The following is an 18479-nucleotide window of genomic DNA, read 5'->3' on the forward strand; positions in this document are numbered from 1 at the left end:
AGGGATTATTAAGTGTTACTCTTCATGGATTAGTCACGTGATTGTTTCAATACGCCCCACTGCGTAGCAAGCTTACCTTTAGCGGAAACAAACCCTTTCAAGCGGACTGTCGCCAACGTCTGATGCTCACCCGCGAAGGATACGTCTTCAATCTGGTAATAATAGACGACATTCGGTTTCGCCGTGGTGTCCGTCCAAGTGTAGGTAGTACTTTCCGCTTTTGTACCAGCTCCCGGAATCAGCTGCGCGTTGACGACCTTGAATTCACCCGTCTTCGTTTGACTCCGCAGGATATTGAACCCTGCATTGTCCACCTCAGATTGGGTCGTCCACTGGATGACAATTGCGCCGCTCTCGGTGCGTTCCGGACGGAAGTGTGAGAGTTCAACAGGGAGGGCGTGTCCTGCTCGGAAGCCGGGGCTACCGTAATCGGATACACTGCCGTACCAAGTTTCAAGGCTTCTTCCGTTTCTGGTCACTCTTTTTCTCGATATCCACGAGAAATCGGTGTCTGCTGCGCGGATCCATCCATCTTGCCGGGTGCCATCGCGTTCTGTGCCTCTGCGATACCGACGGAGAATCGAGGTGCGATCATCGTCTTCTGTCCAACCGTCAGGTAATGTCCACGCCGGTTCATCGGCGGTCCGGATTCTCCCATCAAGGTTGCCAACTTCATCGGAGTCGTTCCCCCTTCCATCGACGAGCTTGATATGGAATCCCTCAGTCGGGTTCAAGAAGGGATCTCGCCCAGAGTTCATCCCAAATTCAGCACGGAGTTCTGAGTAGACGCTGAAGACGCGGGTAAGTACGAAGTGATTACTATCAGAATTTCTGCCACTCGATGAGACAATTAGCACTGACTGATTCGGGGAGATAGTTTTTACGTCACCGCTATCCTTAAAATTAATTGTTCCGGACCGGGGTTCTTCACTTGAGCGAGGATCGTTGTAGTTTTTAATAATCAGCTCCCATCCGGTATCAGCATCTAATGCAACGGCTTCGGTCTCAGAACTATTGAAAAGTTCAATCCATTGGATGTCACGTGTGCCACCAGCAGTAGCGAACATGATCTCACTAATCGTCACTTTACCACCGGTAAGTTCTCTGACACTTCCGCGTCTTGGTGCAGTTCCTGTTCCTGGGGGCGTACCGGTTGCAGCAATTTGGAAGGTATGTGCCGGGGAAGGCGTTGCTGCGTTTGGCACCCCGCCCGCGTCTGCTACAGCCCCCGCCTTGATCTGCACGGTCACCGTTGTAGCACCGGAATCAGGAATGAGCGTTGCGACGTAACTGCTCGTAGCAGGGATCGGGCTGAGCACACCGATCGAGGCACCGATGACGCTAATCTCACTGGCAATTAGCGTCGCCCCCGCCTGCAGGGGCTCATCGAAGGCGATAGTTACGCTATACACACCGCCTCCCACGGGTATCGGTGTAATCCTCGCGACAGGTCCGGTTGTATCAACGGTAAACGTGCCTTTTGAAAAGATATACGCCCCGGTAGCAGAAGGTTCCACCGTTACCTGCGTTACACCGGCACCGGGATGAATTGTCACCGTCCAAACCCTTTTTGCGGCATCAGATGTGATACCGTTCGTTGGGATAAATCCGTCAGTAACTTTGATATCAGCTTCTGTCAGTGTAATTGCAGTCGTTGAGGTGAGCGTCACCGTAAACGGAGCATTGCCCCCAATAGATTTATCAGGAGACAGCGTGAGTGGGGGTGCCGCACTCCGAATTATTTCGACTTCTAGTGGAGTCGCCGCGTCACTTGGGGTCGCGTTAACACTATCTCTTACCTGTTGTGGGCTAAGAATAGTGTTGGCGGCTGCCGCTGGTATTCGTATAATGACACTATTGACCCTACCTCCGGCAGTGATTGTTGTCGTGTACACACTGCCTGCAGCGTTGGAATGAACCGCATCCGCTGCTGCTCCGCGTTGAACAGAATTCTCATTCACATCAAAAGCAAACAATTCAATATCAGTAGCATCAAAGCCAGTTACTGGAGTCGGCATAGGCGGATTGCTGCCATCCCCAAACGTAATGGTTAACTCAAAAGAAACAGATTCGGCTCTGATGCCGTATACTTGGATACCTTCTGTGTCCGCGGTATCTGGGTCAGCTGTTAACTCATCTGGCACTGACAGGACTGGTGTCACAGCTTCAGTTGCGGGTGTTGCAACGAAGGCAAGCCCAGCAACGAATAACACCACCAAAACCAACGGATATCTCAATTTATTAAAGAACATTCGTCATCTTCCTCCTTCAGACAAATTCAAGCTCAGGAATATATTTTAACTTTTGATCTGGCCGACCTTTTTTCTTAGATGTAACTTTCAAAAAATGCCCAAGCAAAACACCGCGAATTTTTAAAATTTTCTTCCTAACAAAATAACGTCATTTTCCTCAAGGACGTTACAAAAAAGTGCTATAAACAAACGGGGATAAAGCGGAAGATCGAGCGTGGTGTGTCTTGTCTGAATTACGCGTTACTGCAGGTTTCACAGAGGTTGCGGATTCTAAGGGTGTATAAATATTTTGGCAGCGTCCCCGAGAGGTACCCTAAGACATAGCACTCCGCTGGAGTGCTGTGTTTTTGGCATTCCGATGCCTGTCTATAGACATATCACGCCTCTGGCGTGAGGAGACCCTTGACCTGTCAAGAGGGATTCCTCTTTGCTCCAGCGGAGCAATATATCTATAGACAAGAAACGGAACCCTCTCACACTCCAGCGGAGTGCTATGTCAGAACCACGTAGAAGATGCTTTGATCTATTTGGTGTCAAAAACCTCACACACCCTCAATCGAATTTCACGGACTCTATAAACACAACATCCCTAATGGGGCCAAGCTCCAAGCATCAACAAGTGCCTGTTGTATAGGGTAGGAGAAGATAGTTTAGTTCGGTATTAATTCGGGAGAGTCCATAAAAAATCACGAGGCGAGGATACAATCCTCGCCAGCAGGCATTTGGGAGACCTCTGCATCCCTACGGATTTCAGAGGAAATAGACATTAGAACTGGGCGGGGAAGTTTCCACGGGCGGCATCCATGATTTCGCCTGTAATCTCGTCATGTCCGTTTTCTTTCGCAAAACTCTCAATCCCCATCTTCGCCATAGGACGAACAAACGCCGGAATCCGTTCCAAACGTTCAAGTGCCTCCGCCGACCAGACGGGACCCGTTGGTTCGGTCGGTTCAGAAGTTTCCTGAAACGCCTCGGAGATAACGCCAGTAAAGGGGCACTTACCACCCTCAGCGGTTTCACCTGAACCCGTCTCTGGAGAAACCTCATTAGGCATCACATTGTCTTTCGCTGTTTCCAGCTGTGAACGCACCAGCTGCATCGGCTGCGCTGCTTCGTTGTTACCACCGAGTTTGAGATCCAAAGACTTCAGCATCTGGGTCTCCGACGGATTGAGGTACATGGCGATCTCTGTGAAGCAGTCAGGGCATTCAAAAAGTGCTGTCACAGAGCCTTGTTCCGGACGGGTAACGTCTTTAAACTTCATCGCCGTATCACAGTCTATGCACAGGAACTTCATTTTTTCTCCTTTAGTTCTCAAAAAACGCTTGAATCTTTTCACCAACTTGCATGAGTGCTGCGCTTGCTGGCGTATCTGGATATTCGTCAATATAAGGGGTTCCGGTGTCACTACAACGTGCAAGTCTCGGATCAAAAGGGATACTACCGAGGATGACCTGTTGGAACGCAGCGTCCAGTGTCTCATCAGCGGAAAAGAGCGGCTCCTCTTCGCCGCAGTGTTGACAGACATAGAAAGCCATATTCTCGACAACACCGATGATTGGGACCTTGAGCACATCTCTCGCCAAGGTTATCGATTTTTTGACGACCAGCTGCGATACCTCAGACGGAATTGTCACAACGACTACACCACCGAGGTTCGGGATGAGCTCCGCCACATTTGGAAGTCGATCACTGCCGGGTGGCAGATCAAGCAGGAGGTAATCCAACTCGCCCCATTCGGTGTCAGCGATAAACTCTCGGAGCGCGCCGACCTCCATTGTGCTACGCCATGTGAACGCGTCCTTTTGGGTATACGCGTTCCAGAGCACCGGCGCATCGTCTTCCGCCAAGAGTAAGTCCATAGAGATAAGCTTGGTGCCGAGTACCGTAACCGCAGGCTTAACACCAGCAGATATGTACTCCAGCGTCGCGTTTCGGACTCCCATCATCTTGGCAAGCGTCGGTCCGTTGATGTCAGCGTCCACAACCCCGACAGTGTTACCTTTCAGCGTGAGGGCAGTAGCGAGATTAGCCGTGAGGACACTCTTGCCGACCCCACCTTTCCCACTCATAACGGCAACAGTATGTTTGACGGAGGCAAGCCGTTTCTGAACCCGGTCCGCTTGCGCTGTGACCTGCCCAATAATGTTGGAGCCAGCATCGTTCGGCAGTTCTTTGTAAGTTTTCATTTCTTGCCGATCGCATAGAGTGCTTGGTAGCTGCGCAAATAGAGTACCCCGTTTGAGATAGCAGGAGATGCAGCGATGACCTCCCCTAACGAATTGCTGGCGACGATTTCAAACGCACGTCCCGTTTTTACAACGTTGACAATGCCGTCACGAGACGTTAGATAGATGTGTCCGTTCGCATACACAGGCGAGGCACGATGTCGGTGTCGATGCGTCCGCTCGCGATAGAGTTGTTCTCCAGTCTCGGCATCAAGACATATCAGATCACCCCGCTCTCGACAGAGATAAACCAAGCCATCCTGAATAACCGGGGAGGGAACATCCGGTGTCCCCTGTCGAAGTTTCCAAAGTTGCCATTTGCTATCAGTTATATCGCCTTTTGCAGCGGGATCAATGCCCAAAACAGGTCCGTTTTTCGCCGACGGAACGACGATAAGCCCCTCTGTCGCAACCGGAGAAGCGACGAACCGAAGGGACGGATTATACCCCATCACCGGATTCAAACCGCCACATCGCCAGATTTCGCTACCATCTTCAAGACTGTGGGCAGTGACATAATCCGCACCGTGGACAACAAGGTATTCACGTTCCGCATCGCGATAGAGAATCGGAGAGGTATAAGCCTGTTCACATTCATCGGTCGCATCACTTTCGCGCTTATGTTTCCAAATCTCTTTGCCCGTCATTTTGTCGAGAGCCAGCACAAGCCATGCATTACTATGGATGAGGTGAATGTAAAGTCGGTCCTTGTCAACCAGCGGTGTCGTAGACATAACGAAATAGAGGTTGAAGCTACCGTAACGCTCAGCGAGATTGGTATGCCAGACCTGATTTCCATCGAAATCGTAGCAGACAAGGTCCCCAGTTCCAAGGAATGCCCAGACATGCTCCCCATCAGTTACTGGCGAGGGTGCAGCAGAATTGCCTTCACCGCCGCGGACGCTTCGGTTACCATGCCCTACAGTCTGTTTCCAAAGTTCTTCACCCTCAGTGCTAATGCACATCAGAACGAGGGCATTCCCCTCAGCCGAAGTGAGAAAAATCTTGTCTTCCCAGATAACAGGGGTAGAGGCAGCCTCACCGGGGAGCGGTAAACGCCACTTAACATTTTCAGTTTGACTCCACTGGATAGGTACATCGGTCTCGTGGCTGATGCCGTCGTTGTTTGGGCCGCGCCACTGGTGCCAATTTTCAGCAGACAAAGACCCCACAAGGATAAACACCCCAAGTAGCAGTGTTAGTGTATTTCTTAGTATATATTTCATGGTGATCCCTCCTCGATAAAATCTACTCAAATACGGAATCGCTTTCGGCTTTCAGCGTTTGGTTGGAAGATTGGAAGACTGGAAGATTCTTTTTTCCCTTCCTCCCTTCTATCCTTCCCACCTTCCATTCCAATTTCTTGCTGACTGCTGATTGCTGACCGCCGCCTGTTATCCTTCAACGGTTCTCATCCGTCCACAATCCTCGATCATGTCCATTCCACTCGTAAGGAACTATTTTCGACAAGTCGCCGACGCTATATTCCAAAAATTCATGTCCCGCCTCTACAACATACCCTTCGTTTGTGAAAATAGGAAACTCCAGTTCGGCAAGAGAATCAAAAGGTTCGATTTCCAGCCATACATCAAGCTTACCTTCCACCGTCTTATAAAACAAATCCGCGGAATGGCTTTCACGTTTCAGAATCATGATAGTCCCGGACTGCTGAACCTCACCATTAGATGAACGCACCTTCACGCCAACGACAAGATTATTCGGCGGGGGCGGATCTGACTGCACCTTAAACCATAAACCTCGATGTGAACCTTCTGCAACGCCCTCATTTGGACCGAGAATTTGGAATGTGACCGCTGGAATATCACTCATTATTTACCTCTCCGTTTTAATTACTCAATCAACAATTGCAGCTATCTAAACATCAATACCAAAAATGAGGACAGGGATATCAATATCAGCGACTCCCCGCTGTTCTAAATCCCACACGAATTGCTCAAAATATGAGACACCGGTAGACATATCATCAGCAAAAGATTTCACTGGGACAATCTCAACGCCAGCATCAATGTAGCCCAAGTTGCGAAAAATAGTCATTTTTGCACACACATTGTAGACCATAAATGCGTATTTTCCAAACTGAACCTCCACTCCAAGACGTTCTTTCAGAAAGTCCATTTCTCGGTATGCCGGACGCATTTGTTTAGGTGAATATCCAGAACTGTAGTAGTCTGTTGAATAGTGACACGTTACACGTTTCTTCTGCCATCCTTTGGATCCAAAACCTTGGGCAAAAGAGCGATTAAGGTCGGGAGGACTATACAACTTTTTGCCCGGCATCGTGAGTTCTTTGCTTTCTTTAATTTTGTAGAGCGAGGCATCAACAACAGCAATAATATCCTTCACCTCTTGTAACAGGTACGGGTGTGTCTTTTGAATGGAATACCCATTGTTGAATGAGTACTCGGCAGCAATAATCATGATTATTCGACTTTCTCAATCTATTTCCATTCCAAAGGCATCTGTGCCGCACTTTCTTTTTCCGTTGGTTTGTGAATAGGTTTTCCCAAGGGGCGAAGAGGTAATGTTCCCTGTGCAAATTTCTGTAGTCTCTCACGAGTAATAGCCACATACTTTGAATCTTGTTCAGCAGCGATCGCTTTTCGATTATACTGCAAGGCAGCAATGATAGTTGATCCAACACCACAATATGGGTCTAAAACAATCCCTTCAGGTTCTGTAAGTGCTAAGACGCATCGCTGGACCAACTCGACGGGAAACTGGCAAGGGTGCTCGGTTTTCTCTGGATGGTTCGCTTTTACGTTTGGAATATCCCAAACTTCATCTTCCCAATCCTGTTTAACCACATCCCAAATATCAGACGGATTTTTGCCAAGCGGGTTTCCTGAAAGTTGACCGCGTTTCGGCCCTTTGAAATGTCGCTTGCCTGGGTATTTTGCGGGAACGCGTACCGGATCAAGATTGAAAACATATTCGTCATTCTTCGTAAACCACAAAATAGTTTCATATCGACCTGAGAACCGCTTTGTGCAGTGCAATCCGTGATTAAACCGCCAGATGATGCGATTCCGCAATTTTAATCCAAAACGTTTGAAAATCTCATAAAAGTAAATATCAAGCGGAAATACCTCCCCCTTCTGGACGTAATTTCCAACCTGCCAACAGAGACTTCCAGTCGCAGCAAGCACTCGTTCTATTTCCGCAATTACAGGCTCCATATCTTTTAGATATGACGCTAAGGATGTTTTTTTCTCGTATTTTTTGCCTATGTTGTACGGGGGAGATGTGATGACTAAATCCACCGAACTTGACGGAACGCCCTTTAGCAGCTCGCTACAATCCCCATTAAACAGGACAACGTCCACATCGGTGTTATAGGTATTTGAAACCGTAATCTGACGTGGTGTGTCGAAAATACCCGTCTCAACTTCAACTGTTTCAACGTGAGAATCTTGGGATCCCATGTAAATCTCCCAAAACAGAAAAAGAGAGTCGCCAGTTATGGAGGTTGGTGACTCTCTGGAGTCATAACACTATTTTTCGGATGGCTTTTTTCGCGATGCCGGTGGTGGTTCCGTGAATGGTTCGCCTCGCGCCTCGGCTTGCTTTCTACGTTGATCCCAATCTTCGATCTCTTTGTAGACCTCATCTTTCGCCTTAACGATAAGTCGTTCTTCTCTCTTGAGGGTATCTCTGATACGTTGAAACATGATGTCTATTCCTTGATCGTTTGTCTTTGTTTTCATCTTGCACAAGGAGTCTTCTTTTGGACTTTTTCTTTTCGGACCTTCACGTAGCAGATATACAAAAGGATACCATATCCTACACAAAAATTCAAGGAAAATTACTCAATATAGATTAACAAGTGATTTAGAGAATATCAGTCCTGATTCGGCTGCTGATAATATTCACCAAGCACCTCATTGGCGAGACTTCTGCCATCCTCAATGACCCGTGCGGCGAAATCGAGCGTAACTTGGGTGATATTGTTCTCCTGTGCGCGCTGTTCAATCCGGGTTTGGGTGATATTCCGCATGAACCCAGCAGGAACTAAATTCAAACGTTCGATCGCCTCTTCTGTCCACTGTACGGGGCTTTCAAAACCTTGAACGGCTTCAGCGTTTTGGGAGTCAGGAGCCTGTGCCTGCACCTCCCTAAGTTCCGGTGCATCTTCACGAACCGCAGCCGCTTCACCCATGCTGTCGTTGATAATCTCTGTTGCGAAGGCATTCGTGATAGTGCCAATCTTTTGGGAACGTGCGGACTTCTCAATTCGTGCCTTGACGTTTCGACGCATATAACCGCGCGGAACACGCCGCAGTGCCTTTTTGGATTCCTCTGACCATTGGAGTCGCACCCCGTCGAATGTCTCTTCTTCTTCCGCACCGCCTTCGTCTACAGCGATGTGATCCAACGAATTTTTATCCACCATCTGGAACCGTTCCGGCTCCGAACTACAGACGGGACACTGAACAGGCTGCTGATTGTGTGCGGCATAACCACACTCGCCGCAGATGTATGTTTGTACGGCATCTGACTCCAGCACCTTCTGCTCCGCGATCTCTTTCGCGACGCGCGTCAGCTTTTCAGAAGCACGTTGCGGCATAATCGCTTCCATCGCCATGTCAATGACGCTCTCTGTAATGACGGAATGACCACGCTCAATCGCAAACCGATGAACGGCTGTCTTGGCGATACCGCGCACGAGAGGCGGGGCTTTTTCCATTCTATCCAACGCTTCCTGAGTCCAGACAAGTGTCTCTTCTGCCTTTACATCAATCTGTGGGAAGTAACGCTGGCTCGATAAGAGAACATTGCAAGGGGCAAGGCGCAACAGGTTCTCGGCAGTGCTACCGATGTCCGTATCCTGTTCACTGTGAACGCCAATTCTGCCTAAAACGAGGAGCCAAGGATTTGTTTTTCGGGTGTATTGTAGGATCTTTTCATAGCCTTTTCCATCGAGCAGTGTAATTTTTAGTGCGTAGTCGTGTTCCTCTTTGGCAATAGAGCGTGCAACCTCTAAGTGTGATTGATAAATTTTCGCCAATCCTGTGTCAATCACTTCCTCGTGGAGCTGTTCCTGCTCTTTAAATCTGAAGGTCCTCGCGGCGCGTTCTGTCAGCACATTCACAACGGAATTGAAGACAATGTAGTGGAGATACGGATCGTAGACCCCGACGGCTTCGACCTGTTTGTTGAACTTACGTCCGAGTTGGATCGCCGTTTTCAACCCGGAAAAAGATTCAGGACTTCCATCAATTCCGACGAGGATATTTCCGTCATGTTCCTCAATCGGATCGAGGTCTCGGACGACGAGCGTATCCGTATGGATACGACGGACAACGCGTTCACAGACACCACCGATGAGGCTATCCTTGACAGCACCCATGCCGAGTGCCCCCATAATCACCAGATCGTAGTCGTTTTCCTCAATATCCTCAACGAGTTTTATGTAGTGCTTGCCCTCCGGCATTTTCGCTTCAAACGGGATGTTAAACTCGGTGCACTTCTCCTTCATAACCTCCAGATAGGAATCGGAGATCAGTTGCAGTCCCATCGTAATAAGGGTATCGTGGATGCGGCGTTGCTTTTCAAGTTCGACCTCATCCTGATACTCCTCTGGTAGGGTGTATTCCATCTGCTTAAAGCGGACATCGTGCATCTTTGCGGCATAGACGTGCGAACCGACCAATTGGGACCCGAACTGCCTCGCGAACGCGACCGCTAAGGCGATACTCGCATCCGAGTAGTCCGAATTGTCAACGGGTACATAAATCTTTTTGATCATTTTTTAATTTTCCTTGCGTGAGAACAACGTAGGTTTCGTATTTCACGCGCCTTCCCCAAGAGTCGCCCTCCGCTACGTTACGGGCTACGGTTTCGGTCTTTCGGGTTAGGGCACCCAACCTTTATCTCTACAGTTCATCCTGTTCATCCGGTTTGTAGCGAACCCCCAGAAAACCGCCAAGTATATGCGCAATCAGTGTCGCTGGCCATAAGTAAACCATTGCTGTTTGCCAGCCCCAGCCGAGCACAAAACGCCGCACAACGATGTTAATAACGATCGGAATATAGAGGCACCTACTCCACGGACGGCTGAATCTCTTAAACCGCCCACGAAAAAACCCGAATGCGAAGTGAATCACAAAAGCCACGACGGAGATTAAGAGGTTCGGATCTTTCATTGCTTGAGAAGCGCGTTAACATCCCGCCGTAGACGCAGCAGCGCGGGTTTACTCCGACTATCGTAGTAACCGTAGATGTTTCCATCCGGTGCAACAAGAACAAACCGTGTGCTATGAAGTAATTCAGTACCTTTGTGTCCCGCGGCTAAACTGAACCCCTCTTCAGCTAACTGATAGATATGCCCCTTGTCCCCAGTAAGAAAGTGCCAACGTCTTTCGTCAGCACCATAAGCCTTCGCATAGCGTGAAAGTACAGCCGACGTATCCCGTTCCGGATCCACAGAAAAAGAAACGAAATAGACCGGATCTGCGACAAATTCGGATTGAAGGCGTGCCATCTCCTGCGTCATCGCCGGACAAATCGTCGGGCAGTTAGTAAAGATAAAGTCCGCCACCCAGATTTTGCCCTTCATATCCGACAGTCCTAACATCTGTCCCCGCTGGTCAGTTAGACTGAAATCCGGCACACTGACAACGGCACTTTTAGAAACTGGCACCTCCGATTTGGTGTCAAACACCGACCATAAATTGATACCCGCGATGCCAACAATGATAACACCCAGCACCACCCAAATCAGAGTGCTTTTATCAAGTCGCCGTTCAGCCTTGTTAGAACTGTCGTTCTGTGCTTCCATGTTTGCGAACCTACACTGTAGGGGTAGTGCCTCGTGCCTACCCTTACTGTAGGGGTAATGCCTCGTGCTTACCCTTTGTAATGCCTCGTGCCTACCCTTACTGTAGGGGTAATGCCTCGTGCTTACCCTTTTTAGTGAACCGACGTATCAACAACTTCTGCCGGTTTCTCTATCCCTTCGTGCCGCGTATCTGATGTGAGGTCGGGCATCAGCGCAAACACGAGAAGAACACAGATAAGAAAAGGCGTTATCACAATAATCGCCAACGTTTTCCTTTCAAACTTTAGATGCATGAAATAGTTAGCGACCAAGATAGCTTTCCCACAAGCAAGACCGATTAGGAGTATCGCTTTCAAGACGGTCGAGTAGTCCGGTATCGCCACAGCAATCTCAACAATGGTTAGCCCTGCAAGCCACCAAAAAATATTCATATATTTTGGATGCTCTTTGTGCCCGTTTCCTGCCATTTTCATATCCTCCTACAGTAGATAGATGAAGGTGAAGACCATAATCCAGATAAGGTCAACGAAATGCCAATAGAGTCCAACGATCTCTACCTCATGGTTAAACTCAGCCGTATATCTACCACGCAAGCCATGTATTAAGATAACAATGAGATAGATAACACCACCGGTCACGTGCATCCCGTGGAAACCTGTGATGGCATAGAACATGGGACCAAAAAGCGTCGAACCGCTAATCGCTGCACCTGATAACCCGTGGTCGGGAATACCGGTAAGCGTCAATCCGTGGGTAATCAGATGATACCATTCATAAGCCTGCAATCCAAGGAAAATGACTCCCCCAGCAATTGTCAACCCTAAAAACGTGCACATGCGTGAAACATTGCCGTTTTGAATCGATTCCAGTGCTTTCACCATCGTGACGCTACTGCATATCAACAGGAACGTCATTGCTGCGGTTAGGTTGATGCCGAGAATCTCGTCTGGCGGCACCCAACCGATTACACCTGCCCCTGCCCGGACAGCAGCATAAGCCGCCAACAACGCCCCAAACGACATGGTATCCCCGACGAGGAAAATCCACATGCCAAGCTTACCGAGACTGTCTGGCGTAAGCGAAGGTTCATATACATCTTCAATATGATCCGAAGTGGTAGCGTGTTCCACTATATTTAAACTCCTTTCTGTCTACAAGTAGGTGCGGTTTGAAACCGCACTTACCGATGAAGTGCGTAAGTTCTATTAGTTATCAGTTTGCCTCGCAGTGAGAGCTATCGGTTAAGGTGATTTCTGATGCGTAGAAATTCTTTCTTTAACTGACCACCGATAACCGATAACCGATAACCATTCCATTGTAAAAAAATCGTACCGCCGATGATACCGAAAACAGTAAAGGGCATCGCTATCATAAACAGGATACTCCAATTAAAACCTTTACCGATCGGGTCATCAAGTGTTTTACAAGCGGGACACGCTTCAAGATATGTCGGTACCATGAGCATGACAAATATCAAAACGAAAGCCCACCAAAAAAATCTATACATCCCAACAGTTCCTTCCACAATTTTCAGGTTCACGAGAGATACACTAAAACGTAGAGAATTGGCCAGAGCGCGACAACAAAAATCCAATAGATTGTACAGGTATCAACGCCGACGTAACGCGCAGCGGAGAAACGTCCTTTCAACGCCATCCCAAAAACGATGAACAACCATATAACAGCACTCAACACATGAACCGCATGGCACCCAATCAGTACGTAAAAGATGCCACCGTAGACCCCAGACTGAAGCGTAAGCCCCTTACGAATCAGCTGCACCCACTCGCTCCCCTGTATTCCAAGGAAGAGAAGTCCAAGGACCCCCGTGAGCAGAAGCCATTTGTGGAGCTGCTTCACCAAATCCTTCTGAATCGCACGGCGCGCTTGAAACATCGTGTAACCGCTCAATAGCAGCAGTGCCGTATTGATGCCAGTCACTGCACGCGGCAACTCAATCCCGATATGTGATGGCGGGGGCCAAGTAACGTTTCCAACCCGAAACACGAGAAATGTCCCGATCAAACCTGAAAATAGCATCGTCTCCGCACCGAGTAAGATTAAGATTCCCAAGCGTGCGTTGCTCAAAGGTGATCGGGTGGACTCGTGTATTTCAGAGTTATTCTGGGTTTCCATCATTGACGCTTTCTGTTTCTCAAAATCCGAAGAACAATCTCAACGACCGCCACGATAATTAGTAACAATCCGATAATACCCAAAACAGGGACGATAAGACTGCCGACAACACTCTCAACAGACTTAGGTGCTTTGCTGCCTGTAACAATCGCTGCCGTTACGATGGCAAACAATCCGGCAAACAGTAGACACAAGACAAGTCCAAGACGGCGATTTCGCTTACGATCCTCCAGCGTATTCATGAACGCTCCAATGGGTCGGGTCCAAAACGGTTCCGACCGTAAGTTCCTCTAAGACAACCCAATTCGACAAATGCCCAAATAGCACCAATCCCTAAATTTTATCCAACGCCATGGTAATGAACACCAACGGCAAATAAAGCAACGAAGCGTATAAGAGATAGCGTGCCGCCTTCACCGAGCGCGCACGAGCCAAATAGATACCGACTGCCAAAAACCCTGCACCTGCCAGCAGTGCTGTAAAGAAATAGATACTACCGGCAATGTTATACAGTGCAGGCAACAAGCCAACCCCAAGGAGTGCGACGCAATTAATCACAATTTGACGACATGTACTCGCACCGTCTGGATGAATAACCGGTAACAGACGGAAACCCGCTTTCGCGTAATCTTCGCGATAGATATAGGCTATTGCGAGTGAGTGAGGTATCTGCCACAAAAAGAGTATCGTAAATAACACCCACGCTTCACCTGTCAGCGAACCTCTTGCCGCAACCCATCCAACGACAGGTGGAAGCGCCCCCGGCACCGCACCGATGAGGGTACACAACGAAGTCTTCCGCTTAAGCGGCGTATAGAGAAACAGATAACTGACGACTATCAGCGAAATAACAAACCCGCTTAGCACATTGACCATAAACGTCAGATACAACATTCCGCCCCCTGTAAGCACAGCACCAACGAGGAGTGCCTCCAACGGATTCATTCTGCCATCAGGCAAGGGTCTTTCCTGCGTCCGTTTCATCTGTGCGTCTACATCGCGTTCCAAGTATTGGTTGAGACCTAATACACCCGCTGCTGTCAACCCCGCGCCGATAAGTGTATGCAGGCATCGGAGCCAATCCACGGTCTGGGCACCGAGATAAAAACCCGCCGCAGTTGTAATGAGTATCATCACAACCAATCGCGGTTTGACAAGTTCGACATAATCAGCAGCGCGATGCACAAAAACCGTCTGCTTCGACGGTGGGTTTACCGCGTCTGTGTTGTCTGGTAAGGTTGCAGTTGTTGAACGCATTTTTTACACTATTAAATCTGGTGACCGTTCCATTGGTTCGTAGTAGGGTAATTTATTGCCCACTGTATGCACCTTCAGAACGTGCGATGAATCGCACTACTACAAACGTCCTCAGGGTGCCTGTCTCATTCTGTGACTAACACATCACTCACGGGTGCCTCAACAGCTACCGATGCATCAGTAAACCGGTAGATTTTTAAAGTAAGCACAAAACTACTTACTAACATGAGGGCACCGACCGCAACGTGCGCTGTGGTAATTGTCACTGTGAGCGCGGTTGCGAATGTTTCTCCGAAAGCGGTCAGTTTCGCGAAAAACGCCCCTGTGCCGAGCATCAACTGAACAGCAAGCAGCCCCAACAACAAGAATGCCGTTGACGGAGCAATCCTCTGTGTTTCATCGTCTGTCCCAAGGATACGTCTCGCCAACAAAAAGATATGCAGCGCAACCAAAAAGGCAAAAAGAAGATGCGCATCAAGCCTACTGCCGGTATGCCGTAAAATCGCGCCAAAGATGAGCTGCAGATAAATAAGACACGTCGTAATCAGACTTAACCGCCGCAGCTTCTGTGCTTCAAGATGGCTATCGGCTTTCGGCTTTCGGCTACCATCGTTGTAGTTGTTAGAAACGATTTCGGACTCCACAAAACCTTCTTGCTGATGGCTGACGGCTGACGACTGACTCCCGTTTTGCCACCAATCACGAGAGGTGAACCAAGCAATCCCACAGAGCAGTGCAAAAAACGCCTGCGCCAGACAGGCATGCACGATCGCGAAGTTGCGGTTAATCTGCGTAACCCGAAGTCCACCAAGAACACCCTGAACAATAACAGCGACAAGTGCAATGAGTCCAAGCCATTTCAACCACTTACGGGAATCTCTCACCAAAGCGAAGATAAAGAGACCGACTGTCAAGAGTCCAACAAGAGATCCCATAAGCCGATGGCTATGCTCATATAGGATACCGCCTACCATCTCCGACAACGGATAGAGAAACATGTTATACCCGAAGGTCGTTGGCCAATCGGGCACAGCCAATCCGGACTCCGTACTCGTGACAATTCCACCGATGACAATCAACAAGAATGTCACACCTGCAGTGAGGCGTGCCGTTCTGTGCAGCCATGGGCTATAATTGGGTGGAAGGTTGGAAGATTGGAAGATGGGGTGTCCCCCCTTCTTCTCTTCCATCCTTCCAATCTTCTCTTCCATCCTTCCATCTACCTCTGTTAATCGCCGCTTGTCGCGGGGGCGTGTTCAGGTTCTGCCTGCGGAATCCAATCCGATTCCTCACCAGGTACACTATATTCATAAGGACCCCGGTAAACAGTCGGGATTTGACCGAAATTGCCGTGCGGCACCGGTGTAGGTGCCTCCCACTCCAACGTATTTACATGCCAAGGGTTTTTCTCGGCGACTTTGCCGCGGTACATACTCCAGAAGAAGTTAAAGACCAGTATCAATTGTGCGAAGCCGAGGGTAAACGCACTCATCGTAATAAAGATGTTCATACCCTCAAACTGCTGCAAAAATTCATACTGCATCGGGTTGGAGATTCGCCGCATGTGTCCGCCTACACCGAGAATATGCATCGGGAAGAAGGTGCAGTTGAAAGCGATGAACGTCAACCAAAAATGAATCTTCGAGAGTACATCGTTCATGTGGCGACCATACATCTTCGGAAACCAGAAGATGATGCCACCGAACATAGCGAACAGACTTCCACCGAACACAACATAGTGGATGTGTGCGACAATGTAATAGGTATCGTGGATGAAGATGTCCACCGGCGTATTTGCCATATAGATACCGCTGAGTCCACCAATCACAAACATCGAAACAAAAGCAATCGCGTGAAGCATCGGCGTTGTAAATCGGATTGAACCGCGGAACATTGTCCCAAGCCAGTTAAACGTCTTGATGGCTGATGGCACCGCAATGAGCATCGTTGTCGTCATGAATATAGAACCGAGACCGGGCTGCATGCCACTCTGGAACATGTGGTGTCCCCAGACGATCCAACCCAAAAACGCGATGGCGATCATGGCGTAAACCATAGAACGGTATCCGAAGATCGGTTTCCGTGAAAAGACAGCCACCAATTCGGAGGCAATGCCCATCCCCGGCAAGATAAGGATATAGACTTCAGGGTGTCCAAAGAACCAGAAGAGATGTTGCCACAAGAGCGGATCACCGCCACCTTCCGCCGTAGCGGTAAAGAAAGTTGTTCCCGCAAGCCTATCAAAGATGAGAAGCGCGAGTGCCGAAGAAAGCACAGGGAACGCAAGTAGCAAGAGAATCGCAACAATGAAAAGCGACCAAATGACTAACGGCAGTCGGAAAAACGTCATTCCGGGCGCACGCATATTGATAATCGTGGTGATATAGTTAATAGACCCCACCAAGGAGGAAAATCCTTGAATCAGCAGACTAATTGCCCAAAGGTTTTGCCCCCAGTCAACACCTGTCCACTGCGGGTCAGAAGAGAGAGGCGCGTAGCCTGTCCATCCAGCAGCTGCGTGTCCGCCGGGGACAAAGAACCCGACTGTCATGATAATCGCAGCGAGGACTGCAAGCCAAAAGGAGAGCATGTTCAGGATAGGAAACGCCATGTCCCGTGTACCGATCATCAACGGAATTAGGAAATTTCCGAAGGCACCCACCAAGATAGGGACCACGACGAAGAACACCATAATAGTGGCATGCATCGTGAACAGCATGTTGTAAAATGCTGGCTCGACGACCCCACTCGGCATATTGACTTCAAGCCATTCCTCTTTTTCAGATTCATAAATCCGTTCCCACATCCTATCAGCACCGGTGACAACTTCACCTTCGTCCAGATACTGTTGCGATGCGCCGATGATGGGTAATGGTCTTTCGGGATAGGCGAGTTGCCATCTAAAGAGGAGCGCAAGCCCGCCACCGAGGAAGAGCATAATCAGTCCGTAGATGAGGAACTGCTTACCGATCATCTTGTGGTCAAGTGAAAAGATGTATTTGCGAATAAAACTTTCTTCATGATGTGACGAATGTTCGTTATCGTGCATTGTTATAGTCCTCCTTCCGCCTACTGAGGCCATCTTTCTTGTACCCAGGCATCATAGTCATCTTGGGCATGCACATTGAGGAACCCGAGCATTCCGGAGTGTCCAAATCCACACAATTCGGCACACGGAATTTCATAACGACCTGCCTTTGTTGCCTCAAACCAGACATCGATAAATCGGTTGGGCAAAGCATCCTGTTTGAGCCGTAACTGTGGCACGAAGAAACTGTGGATGACATCCTCAGCGGTTAAGCGGATATGCACGACCGCGTTGATCGGCACATGCAATTCGTTTTCTAAGTCCAAGTCATCATCTGTCCCGAACTCGTTATCGGGACCGGGATACGTCATATCCCAGTTAAACTGCTTTCCACTGACCTGGACAACAACATCTGGATTCTCAGGAAATTGTGTAGGCGACTTAATATTATTCCACTGCGGGTAACTGAACATCGCGAGCACAAAGACAATCACCGTTGTAACGGCTGTCCAAACAATTTCCAGCGTTGTGCTTCCTTCAATGTAAGCCGCTCTCTTGCCTTCCTGATGCCGATATTTAATCAAGAAAACAATGAGGGTTCCCATTACAAGGACGAACACAATAAGGGTAAGCCAATAGATAGCGTGAAAGAGGTTATCAACGCCTTGCCCAAACGTTGATACGTTCTCTGGTAGCCATTGAAGCATCCAGTCCTCCTTAATAATGCGCTCCGCTTGTTGAAAAGCGAAAGGCGCGTAAGATTTTCGTTCCTAACAAGT

General features: G+C 48.8%; 20 protein-coding genes. All 20 read right to left on the reverse strand.

Translation table 11 applies throughout. From position 1 onward, the window contains the following. Positions 1 to 29: 29 nt before the first annotated feature. Positions 30 to 2252, reverse strand: a complete 2223-nt coding sequence (locus OXH39_01945) for a lamin tail domain-containing protein (protein ID MCY3549193.1) — start codon at positions 2250 to 2252, stop codon at positions 30 to 32. Between the two features lie 766 nt (positions 2253 to 3018). Beyond that, complete coding sequence (locus tag OXH39_01950; protein ID MCY3549194.1) at positions 3019 to 3549, reverse strand: PCP reductase family protein; 531 nt, start codon at positions 3547 to 3549, stop codon at positions 3019 to 3021. 10 nt (positions 3550 to 3559) lie between these two features. Then, on the reverse strand, positions 3560 to 4441 hold the full coding sequence (locus tag OXH39_01955; protein MCY3549195.1) for a P-loop NTPase: 882 nt from the start codon (positions 4439 to 4441) through the stop codon (positions 3560 to 3562). Then, the gene (locus tag OXH39_01960) at positions 4438 to 5706 is read right to left on the reverse strand and encodes a PQQ-binding-like beta-propeller repeat protein (protein ID MCY3549196.1); all 1269 of its coding nucleotides are present in this window, start codon (positions 5704 to 5706) and stop codon (positions 4438 to 4440) included. Before OXH39_01960 ends, OXH39_01955 begins: the two co-directional genes overlap by 4 nt. 175 nt (positions 5707 to 5881) lie before the next feature. Then, a complete protein-coding gene (locus tag OXH39_01965) occupies positions 5882 to 6310 on the reverse strand; it encodes a hypothetical protein (GenBank protein MCY3549197.1) in 429 nt (142 codons plus the stop codon). A gap of 45 nt (positions 6311 to 6355) precedes the next feature. Continuing rightward, complete coding sequence (locus OXH39_01970) at positions 6356 to 6919, reverse strand: BglII/BstYI family type II restriction endonuclease (protein ID MCY3549198.1); 564 nt, start codon at positions 6917 to 6919, stop codon at positions 6356 to 6358. Positions 6920 to 6939: 20 nt separating this feature from the next. Further along, positions 6940 to 7923 (reverse strand): site-specific DNA-methyltransferase, encoded by a 984-nt coding sequence (locus OXH39_01975; protein ID MCY3549199.1) that lies wholly within the window; start codon positions 7921 to 7923, stop codon positions 6940 to 6942. 69 nt (positions 7924 to 7992) lie between these two features. Next, positions 7993 to 8205 carry a hypothetical protein gene (locus OXH39_01980; GenBank protein MCY3549200.1) on the reverse strand — a complete coding sequence of 71 codons (213 nt, stop codon included), beginning with the start codon at positions 8203 to 8205 and terminating at the stop codon, positions 7993 to 7995. Positions 8206 to 8339: 134 nt separating this feature from the next. Next, positions 8340 to 10247 (reverse strand): universal stress protein, encoded by a 1908-nt coding sequence (locus tag OXH39_01985; GenBank protein MCY3549201.1) that lies wholly within the window; start codon positions 10245 to 10247, stop codon positions 8340 to 8342. Between the two features lie 127 nt (positions 10248 to 10374). Further along, a complete protein-coding gene (locus OXH39_01990) occupies positions 10375 to 10644 on the reverse strand; it encodes a hypothetical protein (GenBank protein MCY3549202.1) in 270 nt (89 codons plus the stop codon). Then, positions 10641 to 11279, reverse strand: a complete 639-nt coding sequence (locus tag OXH39_01995; GenBank protein ID MCY3549203.1) for an SCO family protein — start codon at positions 11277 to 11279, stop codon at positions 10641 to 10643. The genes OXH39_01990 and OXH39_01995 overlap by 4 nt, the downstream gene beginning before the upstream one ends. Before the next feature lie 131 nt (positions 11280 to 11410). Beyond that, positions 11411 to 11746, reverse strand: coding sequence for a cytochrome C oxidase subunit IV family protein (locus tag OXH39_02000; protein ID MCY3549204.1), 336 nt, complete (start codon positions 11744 to 11746; stop codon positions 11411 to 11413). A gap of 12 nt (positions 11747 to 11758) precedes the next feature. Beyond that, positions 11759 to 12409, reverse strand: a complete 651-nt coding sequence (locus tag OXH39_02005; protein MCY3549205.1) for a cytochrome c oxidase subunit 3 — start codon at positions 12407 to 12409, stop codon at positions 11759 to 11761. A 104-nt stretch (positions 12410 to 12513) separates the two neighbouring features. Then, the gene (locus tag OXH39_02010) at positions 12514 to 12786 is read right to left on the reverse strand and encodes a hypothetical protein (GenBank protein ID MCY3549206.1); all 273 of its coding nucleotides are present in this window, start codon (positions 12784 to 12786) and stop codon (positions 12514 to 12516) included. Between the two features lie 29 nt (positions 12787 to 12815). Then, entirely contained in the window at positions 12816 to 13418 is a 603-nt protein-coding gene (locus OXH39_02015; GenBank protein MCY3549207.1) for a cytochrome c oxidase subunit 3, read from the reverse strand. Next, positions 13415 to 13657 (reverse strand): hypothetical protein, encoded by a 243-nt coding sequence (locus OXH39_02020; GenBank protein ID MCY3549208.1) that lies wholly within the window; start codon positions 13655 to 13657, stop codon positions 13415 to 13417. Before OXH39_02020 ends, OXH39_02015 begins: the two co-directional genes overlap by 4 nt. 91 nt (positions 13658 to 13748) lie before the next feature. After that, positions 13749 to 14672, reverse strand: coding sequence for a heme o synthase (gene cyoE, locus OXH39_02025; GenBank protein MCY3549209.1), 924 nt, complete (start codon positions 14670 to 14672; stop codon positions 13749 to 13751). Between the two features lie 125 nt (positions 14673 to 14797). Next, positions 14798 to 15883: a COX15/CtaA family protein gene (locus OXH39_02030; protein MCY3549210.1), complete on the reverse strand. Its 1086-nt coding sequence runs from the start codon at positions 15881 to 15883 to the stop codon at positions 14798 to 14800. Between the two features lie 17 nt (positions 15884 to 15900). Beyond that, entirely contained in the window at positions 15901 to 17721 is a 1821-nt protein-coding gene (locus tag OXH39_02035; protein ID MCY3549211.1) for a cbb3-type cytochrome c oxidase subunit I, read from the reverse strand. Positions 17722 to 17741: 20 nt separating this feature from the next. Next, a complete protein-coding gene (coxB, locus tag OXH39_02040) occupies positions 17742 to 18407 on the reverse strand; it encodes a cytochrome c oxidase subunit II (GenBank protein MCY3549212.1) in 666 nt (221 codons plus the stop codon). Positions 18408 to 18479: the final 72 nt, after the last annotated feature.

This window comes from Candidatus Poribacteria bacterium, assembly GCA_026702755.1.
GTDB lineage: Bacteria > Poribacteria > WGA-4E > WGA-4E > WGA-3G > WGA-3G.